The organism is Pseudomonas sp. HPB0071, from assembly GCF_000478505.2.
Lineage (GTDB): Bacteria > Pseudomonadota > Gammaproteobacteria > Pseudomonadales > Pseudomonadaceae > Chryseomonas > Chryseomonas luteola.
Genome location: NZ_KI517367.1, coordinates 1,062,857 through 1,081,664, shown reverse-complemented (window position 1 = coordinate 1,081,664; position 18,808 = coordinate 1,062,857). Strand labels below are relative to the sequence as shown.

Genomic DNA, 18,808 nt, shown 5'->3' with positions numbered 1-18,808 from the left:
CTATTACGCGAGGTCCCTATGCGCCGCGATCCCACTGTGCTGTTTGATAACGGCTCCCATAAATGTTTGTGCTTCGATAGCCTGGTTACAGGAGACGGAGTGCAATCCAACCAGTTTCTCATCATCGATCATGATGAATATCTACTATTGGATCCCGGCGGTGATCTGACCTATACGCCGCTGTCGCTGGAGCTGTCCAGGCATATTCCGCTGCAGGATCTGACCTATATCTTTGCATCGCACCAGGACCCCGACATTATCGCGGCGCTGGACAAATGGCTGCTGCATACGCGGGCTCAGGTCATCTGCTCGAAGCTGTGGGCACGCTTTCTGCCGCATTTGACGGCCGGTTATCTGTCCATTAGTCACAACCTGTCGGTCTTTGAGCGAATCATACCCTTGCCTGATCGGGGCCAATCTTTCCGGCTGGGCCAATGCACCCTCATGGCCGTTCCCGCCCACTTTCTGCATTCAGTCGGTAATTTCCAGCTATACGATTCTGTCAGTCGAATTCTCTTTTCGGGCGATATGGGCGCCTCACTCGTGGATGACGCGGCACCGGTCGAGAATTTCGAGGCTCACATGCCCAGCATGGAGTGCTTTCATCGACGCTACATGGCCTGCAACAAGGCCTGCCGGCTATGGGCAGGCATGGTCAGGGAAATGAATGTTGCCATGATTGTGCCTCAGCACGGGCGGCCCTTTGCGTCGCCGCCCGTGATCAAGGCGTTTCTGGACTGGATCGAAACCCTGGAATGCGGGATCGACCTAATGACGCAGGAAGACTATCGCTTGCCTGCATGAAGGTAATGCTTGGGCGGATACTCCTGATGTAGCCGCTCCAGCAGTTCATCCTTGGCTGTCCAAAGCTGGTTAACCCAGGCCTGGAAGGCTGCGCGGTATTCGCTGTCCAGGTCGTAGCTCTTGCCCAGAAAAGCTGCGGGGATGGCAATCTCTTCGACACGCACGACAATGGCTGCAATCCGGCCGGAGAGCAGATCCCAAAGGCTCGGCGTTCCGTTGGGATAGTGGATGGTAACGTTGACCAGCGAATGCAGCTGCTCTCCCATCGCATCCAGCACAAAGGCGATACCGCCCGCACGCGGGCTCAACAAGTGACGATACGGCGCGCGCTGGGCGTCATGTTTGGCTTGGGTGAAACGGGTTCCTTCCAGAAAATTGAAGATTCCCACCGCCGTATCGCGAAAGCGCGCGCAGGCCCGACGTGTAGTCTCAAGGTCCTTGCCACGCTTTTCAGGATGGCGGGCCAGATACGCTTTCGAGTAGCGCTTCATGAAGGGAAAGTCGAGTGCCCACCAGCACAATCCAATGACAGGCACCCAGATAAGCTCTTGTTTGAGGAAGAACTTGAGCGGACGGATATGGCGATTCATCAGGTACTGGAGCGCAAAGATATCAACCCAGCTCTGATGGTTACTGGTCACCAGATAGGAGTGTTTGTAATCGAGGCTGGCGAGCCCGCGGACGTCCCAGTGGATGCGACCCGTCAGGCGAATCCAGAGATGATTGCCACTGATCCAGGCCTCGTGGATGGCATTCATGAGGCGTCTGGACAGCCGTTGTGCAGTCGGGAAGGGCAGGCACAGCTTGAGTAGCGTTACGGCAAACAGTGGCCAGCACCAGAACAGGGTGTTGGCCGCTAGGAGCAGGCCGCCCACAAGACCACGGACCAGGCTAGGTAGATAATGAAGCATCAAGCGTTCCCAACAGCAAAAAGGCGGCAAATCATAAAACAAGCCAGCGTCGGGAAACATGCTTCATAAGCGCTCACGGCAGGATTAAACCGGATTGACCTCATGCCATTCAGCTTTTGGCGCACCAGCCGCATGGAAATGATTGTCCGATATGCTTCAAGCGCTGCGCCTCGTCGTTTACCCAGGCACGGGTTTGCCAGGGCGGGTCGTGGCGGAGGTGCTGGCTGTGTCCACAACTCAATAAAACTACCCAATGACCCTCTTCATCCTGATAAAAATCCAGAATGACACTCGTCTGCTTTGATGGCGGTGGGTCGCAATCGGGGCGATTGCCGCGTACACTTGACCTTTCATTCATCTTATTCAAAGGTTTTTACCATGCAGATTGCGGCCAACAAAGCGGTCTCCATCGACTATACCCTGACCAACGACGCCGGTGAGGTTATCGACAGTTCCGCTGGCGGCGCCCCGCTGGTATACCTGCACGGTGCAGGCAACATCATTCCGGGCCTTGAGCGTTCGCTCGAAGGCAAGCAGGCTGGCGATGAACTCAACGTTGCCGTCGAGCCTGAAGATGCGTATGGCGAGTACAGCCCTGAGCTGGTCGCTACCCTGAACCGCAGCATGTTCGAAGGTGTGGACGAGCTGGAAGTGGGCATGCAATTCCACGCTTCCGGTCCAGACGGCGGCATGCAGATCGTTACCGTGCGCGACATCGATGGCGATGACGTGACCGTTGACGGCAACCACCCGCTGGCTGGCCAGCGCCTGAACTTCAAGGTCAAGGTTGTGAACGTGCGTGATGCCTCTTCTGAAGAAGTCGCTCACGGTCACGTACACGGTGAAGGTGGTCATCAGCACTAAAACGCGACGGAAATCCTGGTGTGGCGGGAACGAACCCACACTAGAATGTCCAAGCGAGAGCGTCCGAAAGGGAACAGCCCGGTCGGACGCTTTTTTTACGCCTACTGTATTCACAAGGAGCACATCATGAGTGCGTTCCACGATCTCACCTTGCAAGGGCTGGATGGGAAGGATCTCCCCCTGGCACCTTACAAAGGCAAGGTGGTGTTGGTGGTTAATGTGGCATCCAAATGCGGATTGACCCCGCAATATGCGGGCCTGGAATCGCTGTATCAGACCTACCGCGACCGCGGGTTGGTCATCCTGGGCATTCCATGCAATCAATTCGCAGGCCAGGAGCCTGGAAGCGATGCGGATATTCAACAATTCTGTAGCACGAACTATGGCGTTTCGTTTCCCCTGTCGAGCAAGATCGAGGTAAACGGCCCGACACGTCATACCCTGTACCGGCAGTTGGCTGGTGAAGGTGCGGAGTTTCCCGGAGAGATCACCTGGAATTTCGAGAAATTCCTGGTAGGTCCCGATGGCCGGGTTCTGGCTCGTTTCAGCCCACGAACTGCGCCAGATGATCCCAATCTGGTTCAGGCCATCGAGAAAGCGCTTCCCTAGCGCAAAGGCGGCGGGGCGAGCCGCGCAGTTACCGAGGCTCCCCCGCTGCAGGCAATGCCTTTGCGCCACCCTCTCTGACCCAGAACAGCGTCGCGCCGGCCACTGCTGCAGGCATGAACAGAACGTTCACGACCGGGACCAGAAGGGCCAGGTACGTAATTCCGCCAAATCCCAGGCAGCGTGTCCGCTTGCTACGTAACCAGGCCAGCATTTCGGTAAAGCCCAGCTTGTGGTTGTCCGCTGGATAGTCGATGTACTGCACCGCCATCATCCAGACGCCAAACAGCAGCCAAAGCGGTGGAGCAATCAGATTAAGCCCTGGAATGAACGAGAGCACCAATAACCCCAGTGCACGGGGTAGGTAGTACCGCAGTTTTTTGAATTCCCGCGCCATGGTTCTGGGAATCATGGCAACTAACTCTCCCGTGCTGAACGGCGGGAAGTCGTCCTGGCCGCGTACCACGACCTCAACCTTCTCAGAGAGAAAGCCGTTGAAAGGTGCCGCAATGATGTTAGCCACCATGGTGAACGTGAAATAGATCATGAACAGGACGAGTACGAAGAAAAAAACGTACAGCAACGGTACCAGTACATAATCCAGAAAGCTTAAGTATGAAGGAATGGAAGGCATCAGATGATGCACCCAGCCATTGAACTTGCTTAGCGCAAAGCTGATCGTTGCGATGAACAGGATAAGATTGATCGACAGGGGCAGTACGACAAAGCGACGCAGGCCAGGCCGCAGGATCAGTTTCAGGCCTTCACTGAAATACAAAGGGCCGGATAAAGGCTTGCTCATTCAAAACTCCGGTAGCGAGTAAGAGCGCAATAATGAAGCCTTATTACGGTCGAATGCCAATAGTGACCTGTAAACAGCCGTGACGTGATTCTAGGGTTGTGCGTTGTGGCGTACCATAGTGTCCGACATCAGGCGGGTCCGCATAGGTTATGCCTATGATTTGGATTAAAACTCGCCATTTTATCCAAAGCGGCAAGCCGCGTAGGCTGCTGCCTTATCGCGTTAAGGAGAGGCTAATGAGCGTTCTGGTAAACAAGCAGGCCCCGGATTTTACAGCTCCAGCTGTTTTAGCTAACGGTACTATCGTCGAGAACTTCCAGCTGTCCACTTTGCGTGGCAAATACGTTGTGCTGTTCTTCTGGCCGCTGGATTTCACCTTTGTTTGCCCGTCGGAAATCATTGCCCACAATAACCGCATCGCTAAATTCCGTGAGCTGGGCGTAGAGGTCGTTGGTGTGTCCATTGACTCTACCTACACGCACTACGCCTGGCGTAATACGCCAGTAGAGAAAGGCGGCATTGGCCCGGTCGAGTTCACCATGGTGGCTGACGTCAAGCACGAAGTAGTTCGCGCCTATGGCATCGAGCATTCGGATGGCGTGGCGTTGCGAGCGTCTTTCCTGATTGACAAGGAAGGCGTCGTGCAACACCAGGTGGTCAACAACCTGCCGCTGGGCCGGGAAGTGGATGAGATGGTGCGTCTGGTTGAGGCACTGCAGTTCACCGAAGAGCATGGCGAAGTCTGCCCGGCTGGCTGGCGCAAGGGGCAGAAAGGTATGAAGGCCGACGCAGAGGGCGTTGCTAACTACTTGGCTGAAAACGCTCATAATCTGTAACTATTGGGCAGGCAGGTCCTATACGGGCCTGTCATCCAGACAAGGTTCTGGACAATAAGCGGGAAATCCCGCACGGTTCGCGGGCTGTCGACTTTGTAAGCCTTCCCCTGGTGCTTCGACAGCCCTTTTTATTATTAGCACGTGTGCCGACGCCCTATGCGCGGCATGGAGACAAACATGTCTGAAGTTCGTCATGCTCGAGTCATCATTCTCGGTTCCGGCCCTGCCGGTTACACCGCGGCAGTCTATGCTGCACGCGCCAACCTCAAGCCGTTACTGATTACTGGCATGCAGATGGGCGGACAGCTGACTACCACGACCGAGGTAGACAACTGGCCGGGCGACCCTCACGATCTAACAGGGCCTGCGCTGATGGAGCGGATGCGTGAGCATGCCCAGCGCTTTGAAACCGAGATCGTGTTCGACCATATCAACGGTGTGGATCTGGCCAACAAGCCTTTCACCCTCACGGGTGACAGTGGCACCTATACCTGTGATGCACTGATCATCGCAACCGGCGCCAGTGCCCGTTACCTGGGCCTGACCAGCGAAGAGAGCTTCATGGGCAAGGGCGTATCGGCCTGCGCTACCTGTGACGGTTTCTTCTACCGTAATCGTGAAGTGGCTGTAGTGGGCGGTGGTAACACTGCTGTGGAAGAAGCGCTTTACCTGGCCAACATTGCCAGCAAAGTCACGCTGATCCACCGCCGCGATACGTTCCGCGCTGAAAAGATTCTGCAGGACAAGCTGAAGTCCCGTGTGGCCGAAGGCAAGATCGAGCTGAAGCTCAACGCAGCTGTAGACGAAGTGCTGGGCGACAATATGGGCGTTACTGGTGTTCGCCTGAAGAACAACGATGGCAGCATGGATGAAATCCAGGTTGCCGGCCTGTTCGTTGCGATTGGCCACACGCCAAACTCCTCGCTGTTCGAAGGTCAGCTTGAGCTGAAGGATGGCTATGTAGTGGTCAAGGGCGGCCGTGAGTCCAATGCTACGGCAACCAGCATCGAGGGTGTGTTTGCTGCTGGTGATATCGCCGACCACACCTACCGCCAAGCGATTACCTCGGCAGGCGCTGGCTGCATGGCTGCGCTGGATGTCGAGCGCTACCTGGATGGCCTGGGCGATAACCTCTGGTAAGCCAGTCTCTGGTAAACCCTGTGGTTTCATGAGAAAGCCCCGCTTGTGCGGGGCTTTTTTGTTTGGCTGAATCAACCCGGGTCGCGATGATTCGGATGAAAGCCGCTCACTGGAGCCTGTACGGTTTCACGGGTGGCTATGTCGATTCCTTCACTGGCGACCTCGGCCAGGAAATCAATCTCTTCTGGCGTGATGATGTAGGGCGGCAAGAAGTAGACCACGTTACCCAGCGGACGAAGCAGGGCTCCCCGGGTAAGTCCATGCTGGAATACCTTGAGGCCACGTCGTTCCTGCCAGGGGAATGGTGTCTTGGTGGCTTTGTCCTGAACCATCTCGATGGCGAGCGCCATTCCGGTCTGGCGCACTTCGGCGACATTGGGATGATCCACCAGATGCCGGGTGGCCTGTTGCATCCTTGCAGCCAGTGCCTGATTGGCCTCTATTACCTTGTCTTCTGCAAAGATATCCAACGTTGCCAGGGCTGCAGCGCAGGCCAGCGGGTTGCCTGTGTAGCTGTGGGAATGCAGGAACGCACGCAGGGTATCGTATTCATCATAGAACGCCTGGTAGATGTCATCTGTAGTGAGGCAGGCTGCAAGAGGCAGATAGCCGCCTGTAAGAGCCTTGGACAGGCACAGAAAATCCGGGCGGATACCGGCCTGCTCGCACGCAAACATCGTTCCGGTACGGCCAAAGCCGACGGCGATCTCGTCGTGGATAAGATGCACGCCATAGCGGTCACAGGCCTCACGCAGTAGCTTCAGGTAAACCGGATGGTACATGCGCATACCACCGGCACCCTGAATCAGCGGCTCGACGATGACAGCGGCTACTTCCTGATGATGCTCCGCCAGGGTCTGCTCCATATGGGCAAACATGGCGCGGGAATGCGTTTCCCAATCCATGCCTTCCGGGCGCAGGTAACAGTCGGGGCTGGGAACCTTGAAGGTATTCAGCAAGAGCGATTTATAGGTTTCGGTGAAAAGCGCAACATCGCCTACCGACATGGCCGCTACCGTTTCGCCATGGTAGCTGTTGGTCAAGGTGACAAACTTGTTCTTTTCTGGCTTTCCACTGTTGAGCCAGTAGTGATAGCTCATTTTCAACGCAACTTCGATGCAGGACGATCCGTTATCGGCATAGAAGACGCGATCAAGGCCCGCTGGGGTCAGCTGCACCAGCCGTTCGGACAACTCAATCACAGGCTGGTGGCTGAAGCCGGCCAGAATCACATGCTCCAGTTGGTCGACCTGATCCTTGATCCGCTGGTTGATACGTGGGTTGGCATGACCAAATACATTGACCCACCACGAGCTGACCGCATCAAGATAGCGGTTGCCCTCAAAGTCTTCCAGCCATACACCACGACCAGATTTGATCGGGATGACTGGCAAGCGCTCATGGTCTTTCATCTGGGTGCAGGGATGCCACAACACATCCAGGTCACGCTGCATCCACTCGGCATTCAGGCCCATAAAGGTCATCCTCCAAACACATTTGGCTGGCAAGCCTATGCAATGCTCCGAACGGTAGCAAGGCGCGTCTAGTGGATGCCGCTTCGCTGGCGTATGCTGCGCACCGCCGTTGGGGCTGAGGAGTCTGAAAGATGTCGGTACGTGTAGCGCGTCTCGGAGCGCTTGCTGTTTATGGGTTGTTCAGCGTATCTGCGCTGGCTGCAGGCAAGGTGGAAAAGCATGTTGAAAAGCATGCGGAAAAACCGACCGCAAAGGAATCGGAGCAGCCTGTTGCCAAAGGTAATGGTCGGTCGGCCATCGTAATCGGCGCCGGCATGGCCGGTCTGGCCTCGGCCTATGAGCTGCAAAAAGCCGGTTGGCAGGTGACGCTACTTGAAGCCAAGCCCAGTGTTGGCGGACGTTCAGCGCTGGCGACCAGTGAGTGGATCGGTAATGCCAAGGCTCAGCCGGCCCTCAATAGCTATCTGGATACCTTCAAGATCAAGACGGTCGATGCACCTAGCTATGTGCGCACGCCGGGTTATCTAATCGATGGGCAGTATTATTCGCCAGAAGATCTTGCTCAAAAAATGCCGGACGTGAGCGCTGCACTCAAGCGCGTCGACAAGGCGCTGGATGAGCTTGCGGCATCAATCAGCGATCCGCTCAAGCCGACCGCTGGAAAAGGCCTGTTCGCACTGGATCAGACGAACGTGGCCAGCTGGCTGGATAAGCAGAACCTACCGCCATTGGCGCGCAAACTGATCAATCAGCGTATCCGTAGCCGCTATGATGAGCCATCGCGCCTGTCGCTGTTGTATCTGGCTCAGCAGACCCGCGCCTACCGGGATATCAGTGACGCCGATCTGCGTGCGGCCCGTCTGCCGGGTGGTAGTACCGTGCTGGCCCAGGCATTTGTCAAGCAGATCAAGACGCTCAAGCCCAACTCCAAGGTGTCGGCTATCTCGCAGGACAAGGATGGCGTGACCGTCAAGGTAGGGCCTACGGGGTACCATGCCGATTATGTGGTCATGGCAGTGCCCCTGCGTGCCTTAAGCTCGATCCAAATGACGCCGGAACTGGCCGAGGCACAGCGGGCTGCGCTCAAAGGCACGAACTATGGATGGAGAGACCAGATTCTTCTGAAGTTCAAGACGCCGGTCTGGGACAGCAAATCTCGTCTGTCTGGCGAAATCTATAGTGATCAGGGGCTGGGCATGCTGTGGATCGAGCCGGCCGTGAAAGGTGGCGCCAACGTGCTGATCAATCTGTCCGGTGATAATGCCCGCGTGATGCAGGCGTTCGGAGATCGCCAGTTGGCAGATCAAGTCCTGATCCGTCTGAACGCTTTTTATCCCAAGGCTCGCGGTGCATTTTCCGGCTACGAAGTGCGTCGCTACAGCACCGACCCAGGTGTAGGTGGTTCCTATCTGGCCTATGGCCCGGGGCAGGTCAGCCGTTACTGGCGTGTATGGGAGCAGCCTCAGGGGCGCGTCGTCTTTGCTGGCGAGCATACCGATGCGCTGCATCCGGGGACATTGGAAGGCGCCTTGGCCAGCGGTCAGCGGGCCGCTCGACAGGTCGAAGATCTCGCAGCAGGCAAATCCGCTGCGCCTGAGACCAAGCCTACCGATGCCAAGCCTGCCAGCCTTGCGCCTGACGCAGCACCTAAAGCTACTGACGAGAAAAAGGGCTTCTTTTCTCGCATGTTCTCCTGGATGCATTGATTTACGACATGTTTCACCGCCTGGCGTCCTGCCGGGCGGTCTTCTAGCCTTACCCCTCTAGCACCTACGTTTTCCGTTCAGCCAGAGTTATCATCTTGTTCTATCTAATAAAACGATCGATTAAAGCAACTTTTTCCGCTTCATTTCGATACGTTTATCGCTAGGCTTGCTAGCAGCATGAACAAGGAGATTCATGATGAATTGGCGTAACGATCCGCATCGCTATGGGCTTGTCAGCGTAACCCTGCATTGGGTGATGGCGATCGCCATCGTTGCCCTCTTTTGGCTTGGACTGTGGATGCGGGGGCTTGATTACTACAGTCCCTGGTATCACCGAGCACCCGAGATTCACAAGGGCATCGGCATCATTCTGCTGATTGCTCTGCTCATGCGTATCGTCTGGCGTTTCGTCAGCCGGCCGCCTGCCATCGAAGGAAGCCGAACGACTCAATTGGCTGCCACGTTTGGCCATCTGGCGCTGTATGCACTCATGCTGGGCGTTATGGTCGCCGGTTATTTCATCTCGACGGCTGAAGGCCAACCGATCAACGTATTTGGCTGGTTCAATGTGCCGGCTACCGTCAGTGGGTTGCGTGATCAGGCTGATTGGGCTGGGGCGATTCATCTCTGGTTGGCCTGGACGTTGATCATTCTGAGCGGGCTGCATGTACTTGCCGCGCTCAAGCACCACTTTATCGACCGCGATGCCACATTGTTACGCATGTTCGGCCGACGCCGGGCATGACGTGACCTATTTCAGAAGGGAGACATCATGATGTTGAAGAAAAGCTTCGCTGCTCTGGCATTGGGAACTGCACTGTTGACCGCCGGCCACGCCATGGCCGCCGATTACAAGATCGACAAGGAAGGGCAGCATGCCTTTATCCAGTTCCGTATTCAGCACCTGGGTTATAGCTGGCTCTATGGGACATTCAAGGATTTTGATGGCAATTTCACCTATGACGAAAAAAATCCGTCTGCAGACAAGGTGAAGGTTACGATCAAGACCGATAGCGTCGACACCAACCATGCCGAACGTGACAAGCATTTACGCAGCGCCGACTTCCTGAACGTATCAGCGCATCCGACGGCAACCTTCGAGTCCACCAAGGTGACGCCGACAGGTGATAATGCAGCTGACATCGAAGGCAATCTGACGCTCAACGGCGTGACCAAGCCTGTCGTGATCAAGGCCAAGCTGATGGGGCAGGGCAATGACCCGTGGGGTGGCTACCGCGCCGGATTTGAAGGCTCGACCAAGCTCAAGCTCAAGGATTTCAACATCCAACGTGACCTGGGTCCGGCTTCGCAAGAGGTTGAGTTGACCCTGTCACTGGAAGGTGTACGCCAGTAACTAAATATTTCGATACACAAAGCGCAGTTCCGCAAGGGCTGCGCTTTTTTTATGGGCCTAGTCTGACAAACGTGATAATAGCCTTTAAATCTTCATAACTTCTGCACACTGTCTAGGCTAAATAACCAAGTTCAGCAGTGCTCTAGCCTGTTAACCATGAAACGCATCACATCGAATGCGGGTCTGTTGAAAGCTCAGGAGCAAGATGCCAAATGGTTTTTTCAATCGCTTGGATAAGTCCCCGCAGGCGACTTGTTCCTGTTTACAAACAACCATGTACGTAAGTATATTGGGCGATCACAAGAATCTGCCAAGAATGATGCGGCCGCATAGCGTCGCGTTGCCTAGCACCCTATTCAAAGGTTTTGTTCAAGGACTCCGATATGCACATCAAGTCGGCGCATGCTTATTTTGTCCCGGTTTTATTACTGGCGACGCTGACGCTCAATGGATGCGGTAAGCAGGATCAGGATCAGCAGGCTCAGCAACAGCAGCCACAAGCGGTTGAAGTGGGTGTGGTTACGCTCAAGGAACAGCCGGTTACCCTGACGACTGAATTACCTGGCCGGACCTCGGCATTCCGTGTAGCGGAAGTCAGACCTCAGGTCGGTGGTATTCTCCAGAAGCGTTACTTCAAGGAAGGTTCTGAGGTCAAGGCTGGCCAGCAGCTCTATCAGATCGATCCTCGCACCTATCAGGCCAACCTGAATGCAGCCAAGGCCACTTTGGCACAGGCGCAGGCGACTATGGCGTCCAACCGGCTCAAGGCCCAGCGCTATGCTGCCTTGGTAAAAGACGAAGCGATTAGCCGCCAGGAAGCGGATGACGCCCAGGCGACTCTCAAGCAGAACGAAGCCCAGGTAGAGACTGCCAAGGCTGATCTGCGTACTGCAGAGATTAATTTAGCCTATACCAAGGTGACGGCGCCGATTTCGGGACAGATCAGTCGTTCACTGGTGACAGAAGGTGCTCTGGTTACTGCTGATCAGGCGACTGCCTTGGCCATCATCAACCAGCTTGATCCCATTTATGTGGACGTGACGCAGTCCAGTACCGAGATGCTGCGTCTGCGACGTGAGCTGGACAGCGGTCTGATCAAGCGGGCGGGTGAGGATGCCGCCCAGGTGAAGCTGATGCTGGAAGACGGTTCCGAATACAAGCATCTGGGCAAGCTGCAGTTCTCTGAGGTGTCAGTGGATCAGGGAACCGGCTCGGTTACCATTCGTGCAGAGTTTCCCAACCCTGACCGTTTGTTGCTGCCAGGCATGTTCGTGCGTGCGCAACTGCAGGAAGGAGTCCGTCAGACGGCTATCCTGGCGCCACAGCAGGGCATCTCGCGCGACCTGAGAGGTAACGCCGTAGCGATGGTTGTTACGCCGGACAACAAGGTCGAGCAGCGTACCGTGAAGACCGAGCGTACGATCGGCACCAACTGGCTGATCTCCGATGGCCTGAAGGCGGGCGACCAATTGATTACGGAAAACCTGCAGCGTATTCGCCCGGGTGCTTCGGTTACGACCAAGCCGGCCACCAATGTGGCTGGGCCTGGCGATTCGGCACAACCTGCTCAGCAGGGTAGTGCCGACAAGCAGCAATAAGGGAGCCGCTGTCGATGTCAAGATTCTTTATTGACCGCCCCATTTTCGCCTGGGTACTTGCCCTGGTGATCATGCTGGCGGGCGGTCTCGCCATTCTTAACCTACCGATCAACCAGTACCCAAACATCGCGGCACCGGCTGTTTCGATCCAGGTGAGCTATCCCGGCGCGTCGGCACAGACCGTTCAGGATACAGTCGTCCAGGTCATCGAGCAGCAGATGAACGGGATCGACAACCTGCGTTATCTCTCCTCGGAGTCCAACTCCGATGGCAGCATGACCATTATCGTGACCTTTAACCAAGGCACGGACCCGGACATTGCGCAGGTTCAGGTACAGAACAAGCTGCAGCTGGCGACACCGCTTCTGCCTCAGGAGGTGCAGCAGCAGGGCCTTCGGGTGGCCAAGTATCAGCGTAACTTCATGCTGGTGGTGGGTCTGGTGTCAAACAACGACTCCCTGACTCGTGAGGATCTGTCCAACTACATCGTATCCAACATGCGTGACCCCATCGCGCGGACCCCGGGTGTAGGTGATTTCCAGGTCTTCGGCTCGCAGTACGCCATGCGTATTTGGCTGGATCCGGCCAAACTGAATAAATATCAGTTAATTCCCGGAGATGTTTCCAATGCCATTCAGAGCCAGAACGTCCAGTTGGCTTCGGGCTCGCTGGGCGGTTTGCCTGCCGTTGAAAACCAGCAGCTCACCGCTACGATCATTGGCCGTACCCGTCTGGAAACCCCAGAGCAGTTCGGTAACATTTTCCTGAAGGTCAATCCCGATGGTTCCCAGGTGCGGCTGCGTGACGTCGCACGTATCGAGCTGGGCGGTGAAAATTATTCGATCGACGCCCAGTTCAACGGCAAGCCTGCGTCGGGTATGGCGCTGCGTCTGGCAACTGGGGCTAACCTTTTGGATACGTCCAAGGCCGTTCGTGCGACCATTGAACGACTCAAGCCGTTCATGCCTGAAGGCATGGAAGTGGTGTACCCGTACGACACTACACCTGTAGTAACTGCCTCCATTCATGAGGTGGTCAAGACACTGGGCGAGGCGATTCTGCTGGTATTCCTCGTGATGTATCTGTTCCTGCAGAACTTCCGAGCCACTTTGATCCCGACTATTGCAGTTCCGGTCGTCTTACTGGGTACGTTCGGTATCCTGTTCGCGTCAGGCTTTACCATCAATATCCTGACCATGTTCGGGATGGTGCTGGCGATTGGTCTGCTCGTGGACGATGCCATCGTTGTGGTGGAAAACGTCGAACGGGTCATGGCGGAAGAGGGGCTAAGTCCCAAGGAAGCGACCCGCAAGTCCATGGACCAGATCCAGGGCGCGCTGGTGGGTATCGCTCTGGTGCTGTCAGCGGTATTCGTGCCGATGGCCTTCTTTGGCGGCTCGACCGGGGTGATCTACCGGCAGTTCTCGATTACCATTGTTTCCGCTATGGCCCTATCGGTGCTGGTTGCTTTGATCCTGACGCCAGCGCTGTGTGCCACGATCCTCAAGCCGGTCGACAAGAACCATCACGAGAAGCGCGGCTTCTTTGGCTGGTTCAACCGCAAGTTCGACAGTGGCGTCAACCGTTATGAGCGCAGCGTCGCTACTGTTATCCGTCACAAGGTACCGTTCCTGCTGGTATATGTCGTCATTCTGGCTGGCATGGCGTTCATGTTTACCCGCATTGCATCATCCTTCCTGCCTGAGGAAGACCAGGGCGTAATTTTCGTGCAGGTAACCACACCAACCGGATCGTCTGCGGCACGTACCCAGGTTGCGCTGGATCAGATGCGCGAAATGATGATGAAGAACGAGCCGTCGGCAGTCAGCTCCATGTTTACGGTCAACGGCTTCAGCTTTGCCGGCCGTGGTCAGAGCTCCGGCCTTGCATTCGTTCAGCTCAAGCCTTGGGAAGATCGTCCGGATGCCAAGGACCGCGCCAGTGCTGTAGCCGGACGCGCCATGGGTTATCTGTCGCAGATCAAGGATGCCATGATCTTTGCCATCGTTCCGCCAGCGGTACTTGAGCTGGGTAACGCTACCGGTTTCGACTTCTATCTTCAGGACAACTCCGGCCTTGGCCATGAGAAGTTGATGGAGGCGCGGAATCAATTGCTGGGCATGGCGGCACAGAATCCGAAGCTGACTCAGACTCGCCCCAATGGTTTGAATGACGAAGCGCAGTACAAGCTGATCATCGACGATGAAAAGGCCCGTGCGCTAGGTCTGTCCCAGACCGATATCAACCAGACCTTGTCAATTGCCTGGGCCTCCAGTTACGTCAATGACTTCATCGACAGAGGCCGCGTAAAGCGTGTGTATGTACAGGGCGAAGCCGATTCACGGATGAACCCGGAAGATCTGAGCAAGTGGTACGTACGTAACAGCAATGGCGAGATGGTGCCGGTATCGGCCTTTGCCCATGGCGAGTGGGTCTACGGTTCACCCAAGCTTGAGCGTTATAACGGTATCTCGTCTGTCGAGATCCAGGGCTCTCCTGCGCCTGGTTACAGTACGGGCGATGCCATGACCGAAATCGAGAACATGGCCAAGGAGCTACCGCAGGGCGTTGGTATTGCCTGGACCGGCATGTCGTACGAAGAGCGACTTTCAGGTTCGCAGGCACCTGCCTTGTATGCCTTGTCCCTGGTAGTGGTCTTCCTCTGCCTGGCAGCACTATATGAGAGCTGGTCGATCCCGATTGCGGTCATTCTGGTAGTACCGCTGGGCGTGATCGGTGCGCTCCTGGCTACCTACTTCCGAGGTTTGGCAAACGACGTGTTCTTCCAGGTGGGCCTGCTAACCACCATTGGTTTGTCAGCCAAGAACGCGATTCTGATCGTGGAGTTTGCCAAGGAGTTGCACGAGGGCGGCAAGAACATCGTCGATGCCGCCGTAGAAGCCGCACGGATGCGTCTACGCCCGATTATCATGACGTCCATGGCCTTTATCTTGGGCGTGGTTCCGCTGGCCATCTCCAATGGTGCCAGCTCCGGTAGTCAGCATGCGGTTGGTACGGGCGTGATTGGCGGGATGGTAACCGCAACCGTTTTGGCGATCTTCTGGATTCCCATGTTCTACGTCGTGGTCAGCAGTTTGTTCAAGGACAAGGCTTCACGTGATCAGGAATCAGGCGCCGAGGGAAGACATTGAGTATGAAGAAGTCTCTTTTATCCATCGCAATAGGTGCAGTGCTGCTTTCGGGCTGCACCCTGATTCCCGACTACGAGCGGCCTGCATCGCCTGTGGAAAACGCTTGGCCGCAAGGCGAGGCGTACAAAGGCAATCCAACCAGCAGTGGTTCGGAATACACGGCCGATATTGGCTGGCGTGAGTTCTATAGCGATCCGCAATTGCAGCGTCTAATTCAAGTCGCTCTGGATAACAACCGTGATCTGCGGCAGGCGGCTCTGAATGTTCGCCTGTATCAGGCGCAGTATCGTATCCAGCGTGCAGAGCTGTTCCCGACCATTGGCGTCAATGCCAATGGTTCGCGGACGCGTACGCCGGCAGACATGAGCTCGGCAGCGGCGATCCAGGAGTTGCTGCAAAACACTGGTCAGGCTGGCGCGGGAAGCTCTCGTAGCGGCTCGATCAACAGCCAATACACGGTAACGCTTGGCATGTCGGCCTATGAGCTGGATCTGTTCGGTCGGCTGCGCAGTCTGAATGAGCAGGCCTTACAAAGTTATTTTGCAACCGTTGAGGCGCGGCGCAGTACCCAGATCAGCCTGATTTCCGAAGTGGCCAACGCCTACTTCACCTGGAAAACCGATCAGAAATTGCTCCAGCTTACCCGCGATACATTGGACGCTTATCAGCGCTCATTCGATCTGACCAAGCGTCTGCTGGATAATGGGGTGGGTAGCGGTCTGGATCTACGTCAGTCCCGTACGGCGCTGGAGGGCGCTCGGGCGAGTCTTGCGCAGTACACTCGTCAGGAGGCGCAGGATCGCAATGCGCTGGGGTTGCTGTTGGGCGCGCCCTTGCCGACCGATCTACCGGCCGGCAAGAGCCTGGATGACAATGACCTGCTGGCCAAGCTGCCAGCTGGCTTGCCGTCGCAGCTGTTACAGCGCCGTCCGGATGTTTTGCAGGCCGAGCTTAACCTCAAGGCAGCCAATGCCAATATTGGAGCCGCCAGGGCAGCGTTCTTCCCAAGCATCAGCCTGACCGCCCAGGGTGGAACGGGTAGCCGGGAGCTTTCTGGCTTGTTTGATGCCCATTCGGGATACTGGACATTCGCACCCAGCATCAATATCCCGATCTTTACCGCCGGTAGTCTGAAGGCAAGCCTCGATGCGGCCAAGATCCAGAAGGACATCAATATCGCTGCGTATGAGAAAGCCATCCAGACAGCCTTCCGGGAAGTGTCTGATTCTCTAGCTGCACAGGGAACCTATGATGACCAGCTTCAGGCCCAGCGTGATCTGGTGACGGCAAGTCAGGAGTATTACGATCTGGCTGAGAAGCGTTACCGTCAGGGCATCGATAACTACCTGACTGTGCTTGATGCGCAGCGATCCTTATATTCGGCTCAGGAGCAGCTGCTCGCAGACCGCCTTAATCAGCTCAGCAGCAGTGTGACGCTGTACAAGGCGTTAGGCGGTGGCTGGTTGGAGCGTACGACGGATAACAACGTCAGTGCGACGCCCGCAATCACATCAAAGCGCTAGTAAGGCAGACATGAAAAAGCCGACTCGATTGAGTCGGCTTTTTTTATGCCTATTTTTCCCTCCAGCCTGCGCTGGAGGGAAAACGCATCAAGCGTCAGAGTCAGCCGAGCGATTACGTGTCAGCAAGGCAGGCTTTTCAGCCTTTGGACGAACCTGGAGCGAATCCAGCTGCTCAGGCGTCAGCATGCGGTCTGCACGAGAAGGCTTGTGCAGAATGCGAGGTTGCGGCTTGTTGGGTGCACGCTCCTCTGTCATAGCGGGACGCGGCTCACGGGGTTCGCGTGGCTGGTAAGGACGATTCTCCTGACGGGGACGTTGTCCGGCCGGCTTGTTGCGACGCTTGTTCTGAGCTGGGCCACGACTATCGGTTGCAGGCGCGTTGCTGGCATTGGCCGCACCTTGTCTAGGACGAGGCGGGCGTGCTTGAGCCGTAGCGCCTGAAGTCGCTGCGCCTTGGCTATGGGTACGCGGCGGTTGCCCTTGACCTGGACGACGCGGACCACCATTACGGCGATTCTTGCCTTGATAAGGGCTGACATAATCGACCCGGTTACCAAAGTTATCGAAATCGTCATCCAGAAACTCTTCCGGATCGCGGTTCTGGGGGCTCTGAGTTGTCTGCTGGGGCTGGCGCTCGCCGCTGCGCTCCTGGCGTGGCTTGTTTCTACCGGCGCGTGCCTGGTCCTGACCCTGACTCTGGTTCTGCTGGCGGCCACGCCGTGGCTGGCGTGCCTGCCGCTCCTCGTGCTGTGGTGCTGCGTGTTCAGCAGAAACTTCACCTTCCGCTGCTCTTGCAGGCTGCTCTTTGCGGGGTGCACGTGGCTGTCGTGCCTGGCGGCGGGGCTCGCGTGGCTCACGCGCTTCCACTTTCTCAACCGGTGCGCTGGCAGGGTCAAAGCCCTGCATGTCACCGTCAGGGATGTTCTGCTTGGTCAGGCGCTCGATGGCGCGCAGCAGTTTCTCCTCGTCGGGAGACACAAGGGATATGGCTTCGCCGCTACGACCGGCACGACCTGTACGGCCGATGCGGTGTACGTAATCTTCCTCCACGTTCGGCAACTCGAAGTTGACGACATGGGGAAGCTGGTCGATGTCCAGACCGCGAGCGGCAATATCGGTTGCTACGAGCACGCGAATGGAATTGTCCTTGAAGTCGGCCAGCGCTTTGGTACGTGCGTTCTGGCTCTTGTTTCCATGGATAGGCGCAGCCGGAAGGCCGTTCTTGTTCAGGTATTCGGCCAGGCGGTTGGCACCGTGCTTGGTCCGTGTGAAGACCAGCACTTGTTCCCAGGCGCCAAGAGTAATCAGATGAGCCAGCAAGGCGCGTTTCTGGGCAGCGGCAATACGGAAGACACGCTGCTCGATACGTTCGACCGTGGTGTTTGGCGGCGTGACCTGGATGCGCTCGGGATTACGCAGGAGCTTGTCGGCCAAATCGGTAATGTCTTTGGAGAACGTTGCCGAAAACAGCAGGTTCTGCCGTTCTTTGGGAAGCAGGGCGAGAACCTTCTTCACGTCGTGAATGAAGCCCATGTCGAGCATGCGGTCAGCTTCGTCCAGCACGAGAATCTCGATGGCTGACAGATCGACGTTATTCTGACCGGCAAGGTCCAGAAGACGACCAGGGCACGCTACCAGGACGTCAAGGCCCTTGGAGAGCGCAGTGACCTGGGGCTTCATGCCAACACCACCAAAGATGCAGGTGCTACGCATGGGAAGGTCGCGTGCATAGATCTTGAAACTATCATGCACTTGGGCGGCCAGCTCCCGGGTAGGCGTCAATACCAACACACGGGCTTGGCGCGGACCGGCTTTTTTGCCGTCAGGTTGTCCGTTCGGAAAGAGCCGCTCGAGAACGGGGAGGGCGAATCCACCCGTCTTGCCAGTACCGGTCTGGGCGGCAACCATCAGGTCACGGCCTTGCAGTACAGCGGGAATGGCCCGTTGTTGAACGGGAGTCGGGTTGACATAACCCGCGTCGTTTACTGCGCGGGATAGGGCCTCGGAGAGACCGAGGGAAGTGAAGGACATGCGGGG

The 18,808-nt window shown here is 56.5% G+C and carries 15 protein-coding genes and 1 pseudogene; 11 read left to right on the top strand and 5 right to left on the bottom strand.

Translation table 11 applies throughout. The annotated features are described in order from the left end of the window. The first annotated feature begins 18 nt into the window (after window positions 1-18). A complete protein-coding gene (locus HMPREF1487_RS05390) occupies window positions 19-804 on the top strand; it encodes an oxygen-binding di-iron domain-containing protein (protein ID WP_010795590.1) in 786 nt (261 codons plus the stop codon). Here the strand turns inward: HMPREF1487_RS05390 and HMPREF1487_RS05385 are convergent. Both HMPREF1487_RS05385 and HMPREF1487_RS26690 read right to left on the bottom strand, forming a co-directional pair. Next, window positions 786-1,715, bottom strand: coding sequence for an acyltransferase (locus tag HMPREF1487_RS05385; protein WP_010795589.1), 930 nt, complete (start codon window positions 1,713-1,715; stop codon window positions 786-788). The genes HMPREF1487_RS05390 and HMPREF1487_RS05385 overlap by 19 nt on opposite strands. Before the next feature lie 109 nt (window positions 1,716-1,824). Further along, a pseudogene (locus tag HMPREF1487_RS26690) lies at window positions 1,825-2,125 on the bottom strand (DUF3565 domain-containing protein). On the opposite strand from HMPREF1487_RS26690, the gene HMPREF1487_RS05380 reads away from it, so the two are divergent. Then, entirely contained in the window at window positions 2,094-2,579 is a 486-nt protein-coding gene (locus HMPREF1487_RS05380; RefSeq protein WP_010795588.1) for an FKBP-type peptidyl-prolyl cis-trans isomerase, read from the top strand. The pseudogene HMPREF1487_RS26690 and the gene HMPREF1487_RS05380 overlap by 32 nt on opposite strands. 126 nt (window positions 2,580-2,705) lie before the next feature. Next, window positions 2,706-3,188, top strand: coding sequence for a glutathione peroxidase (locus tag HMPREF1487_RS05375; protein WP_010795587.1), 483 nt, complete (start codon window positions 2,706-2,708; stop codon window positions 3,186-3,188). 28 nt (window positions 3,189-3,216) lie between these two features. Here HMPREF1487_RS05375 and cysZ read toward each other — a convergent pair whose 3' ends face one another. Next, entirely contained in the window at window positions 3,217-3,987 is a 771-nt protein-coding gene (gene cysZ, locus HMPREF1487_RS05370) for a sulfate transporter CysZ (protein WP_010795586.1), read from the bottom strand. A 236-nt stretch (window positions 3,988-4,223) separates the two neighbouring features. On the opposite strand from cysZ, the gene HMPREF1487_RS05365 reads away from it, so the two are divergent. Continuing rightward, a complete protein-coding gene (locus HMPREF1487_RS05365; RefSeq protein ID WP_010795585.1) occupies window positions 4,224-4,823 on the top strand; it encodes a peroxiredoxin in 600 nt (199 codons plus the stop codon). 177 nt (window positions 4,824-5,000) lie between these two features. Next, window positions 5,001-5,963, top strand: a complete 963-nt coding sequence (gene trxB, locus HMPREF1487_RS05360) for a thioredoxin-disulfide reductase (protein ID WP_010795584.1) — start codon at window positions 5,001-5,003, stop codon at window positions 5,961-5,963. A 71-nt stretch (window positions 5,964-6,034) separates the two neighbouring features. Here the strand turns inward: trxB and HMPREF1487_RS05355 are convergent, their stop codons facing one another. Beyond that, complete coding sequence (locus HMPREF1487_RS05355) at window positions 6,035-7,438, bottom strand: adenosylmethionine--8-amino-7-oxononanoate transaminase (RefSeq protein WP_010795583.1); 1,404 nt, start codon at window positions 7,436-7,438, stop codon at window positions 6,035-6,037. Between the two features lie 131 nt (window positions 7,439-7,569). Between HMPREF1487_RS05355 and HMPREF1487_RS05350 the strand changes: the two genes are divergently transcribed. The 6 genes from HMPREF1487_RS05350 (at window position 7,570) to adeC (ending at window position 16,771) form a co-directional block, all read left to right on the top strand. Next, window positions 7,570-9,144, top strand: a complete 1,575-nt coding sequence (locus HMPREF1487_RS05350; protein WP_010795582.1) for a flavin monoamine oxidase family protein — start codon at window positions 7,570-7,572, stop codon at window positions 9,142-9,144. A gap of 196 nt (window positions 9,145-9,340) precedes the next feature. Continuing rightward, entirely contained in the window at window positions 9,341-9,889 is a 549-nt protein-coding gene (locus HMPREF1487_RS05345; RefSeq protein WP_010795581.1) for a cytochrome b, read from the top strand. Window positions 9,890-9,919: 30 nt separating this feature from the next. Then, window positions 9,920-10,498, top strand: a complete 579-nt coding sequence (locus HMPREF1487_RS05340) for a YceI family protein (RefSeq protein ID WP_026003820.1) — start codon at window positions 9,920-9,922, stop codon at window positions 10,496-10,498. Between the two features lie 383 nt (window positions 10,499-10,881). Beyond that, entirely contained in the window at window positions 10,882-12,096 is a 1,215-nt protein-coding gene (locus HMPREF1487_RS05335) for an efflux RND transporter periplasmic adaptor subunit (RefSeq protein ID WP_010795579.1), read from the top strand. A gap of 14 nt (window positions 12,097-12,110) precedes the next feature. Then, window positions 12,111-15,248: an efflux RND transporter permease subunit gene (locus HMPREF1487_RS05330; RefSeq protein ID WP_010795578.1), complete on the top strand. Its 3,138-nt coding sequence runs from the start codon at window positions 12,111-12,113 to the stop codon at window positions 15,246-15,248. 2 nt (window positions 15,249-15,250) lie between these two features. Further along, window positions 15,251-16,771 carry an AdeC/AdeK/OprM family multidrug efflux complex outer membrane factor gene (gene adeC / locus HMPREF1487_RS05325; RefSeq protein ID WP_010795577.1) on the top strand — a complete coding sequence of 507 codons (1,521 nt, stop codon included), beginning with the start codon at window positions 15,251-15,253 and terminating at the stop codon, window positions 16,769-16,771. 87 nt (window positions 16,772-16,858) lie between these two features. On the opposite strand, the gene HMPREF1487_RS05320 is transcribed toward adeC, so the two are convergent. Continuing rightward, on the bottom strand, window positions 16,859-18,802 hold the full coding sequence (locus tag HMPREF1487_RS05320; protein WP_010795576.1) for an RNA helicase RhlE2: 1,944 nt from the start codon (window positions 18,800-18,802) through the stop codon (window positions 16,859-16,861). Window positions 18,803-18,808: the final 6 nt, after the last annotated feature.

What these genes read in the sequence shown, in the direction of transcription:
- HMPREF1487_RS05380 (WP_010795588.1), top strand. Translation starts at nt 2,094, where the DNA reads ATGCAGATTGCGGCCAACAAAGCGGTCTCCATCGACTATACCCTGACC.
- HMPREF1487_RS05350 (WP_010795582.1), top strand. Translation starts at nt 7,570, where the DNA reads ATGTCGGTACGTGTAGCGCGTCTCGGAGCGCTTGCTGTTTATGGGTTG.
- HMPREF1487_RS05330 (WP_010795578.1), top strand. Translation starts at nt 12,111, where the DNA reads ATGTCAAGATTCTTTATTGACCGCCCCATTTTCGCCTGGGTACTTGCC.
- HMPREF1487_RS05385 (WP_010795589.1), bottom strand. Translation starts at nt 1,715, where the DNA reads ATGCTTCATTATCTACCTAGCCTGGTCCGTGGTCTTGTGGGCGGCCTG.
- HMPREF1487_RS05390 (WP_010795590.1), top strand. Translation starts at nt 19, where the DNA reads ATGCGCCGCGATCCCACTGTGCTGTTTGATAACGGCTCCCATAAATGT.
- HMPREF1487_RS05320 (WP_010795576.1), bottom strand. Translation starts at nt 18,802, where the DNA reads ATGTCCTTCACTTCCCTCGGTCTCTCCGAGGCCCTATCCCGCGCAGTA.
- trxB (WP_010795584.1), top strand. Translation starts at nt 5,001, where the DNA reads ATGTCTGAAGTTCGTCATGCTCGAGTCATCATTCTCGGTTCCGGCCCT.
- HMPREF1487_RS05365 (WP_010795585.1), top strand. Translation starts at nt 4,224, where the DNA reads ATGAGCGTTCTGGTAAACAAGCAGGCCCCGGATTTTACAGCTCCAGCT.
- HMPREF1487_RS05355 (WP_010795583.1), bottom strand. Translation starts at nt 7,438, where the DNA reads ATGGGCCTGAATGCCGAGTGGATGCAGCGTGACCTGGATGTGTTGTGG.
- HMPREF1487_RS05335 (WP_010795579.1), top strand. Translation starts at nt 10,882, where the DNA reads ATGCACATCAAGTCGGCGCATGCTTATTTTGTCCCGGTTTTATTACTG.
- HMPREF1487_RS05345 (WP_010795581.1), top strand. Translation starts at nt 9,341, where the DNA reads ATGAATTGGCGTAACGATCCGCATCGCTATGGGCTTGTCAGCGTAACC.
- HMPREF1487_RS05375 (WP_010795587.1), top strand. Translation starts at nt 2,706, where the DNA reads ATGAGTGCGTTCCACGATCTCACCTTGCAAGGGCTGGATGGGAAGGAT.
- HMPREF1487_RS05340 (WP_026003820.1), top strand. Translation starts at nt 9,920, where the DNA reads ATGTTGAAGAAAAGCTTCGCTGCTCTGGCATTGGGAACTGCACTGTTG.
- cysZ (WP_010795586.1), bottom strand. Translation starts at nt 3,987, where the DNA reads ATGAGCAAGCCTTTATCCGGCCCTTTGTATTTCAGTGAAGGCCTGAAA.
- adeC (WP_010795577.1), top strand. Translation starts at nt 15,251, where the DNA reads ATGAAGAAGTCTCTTTTATCCATCGCAATAGGTGCAGTGCTGCTTTCG.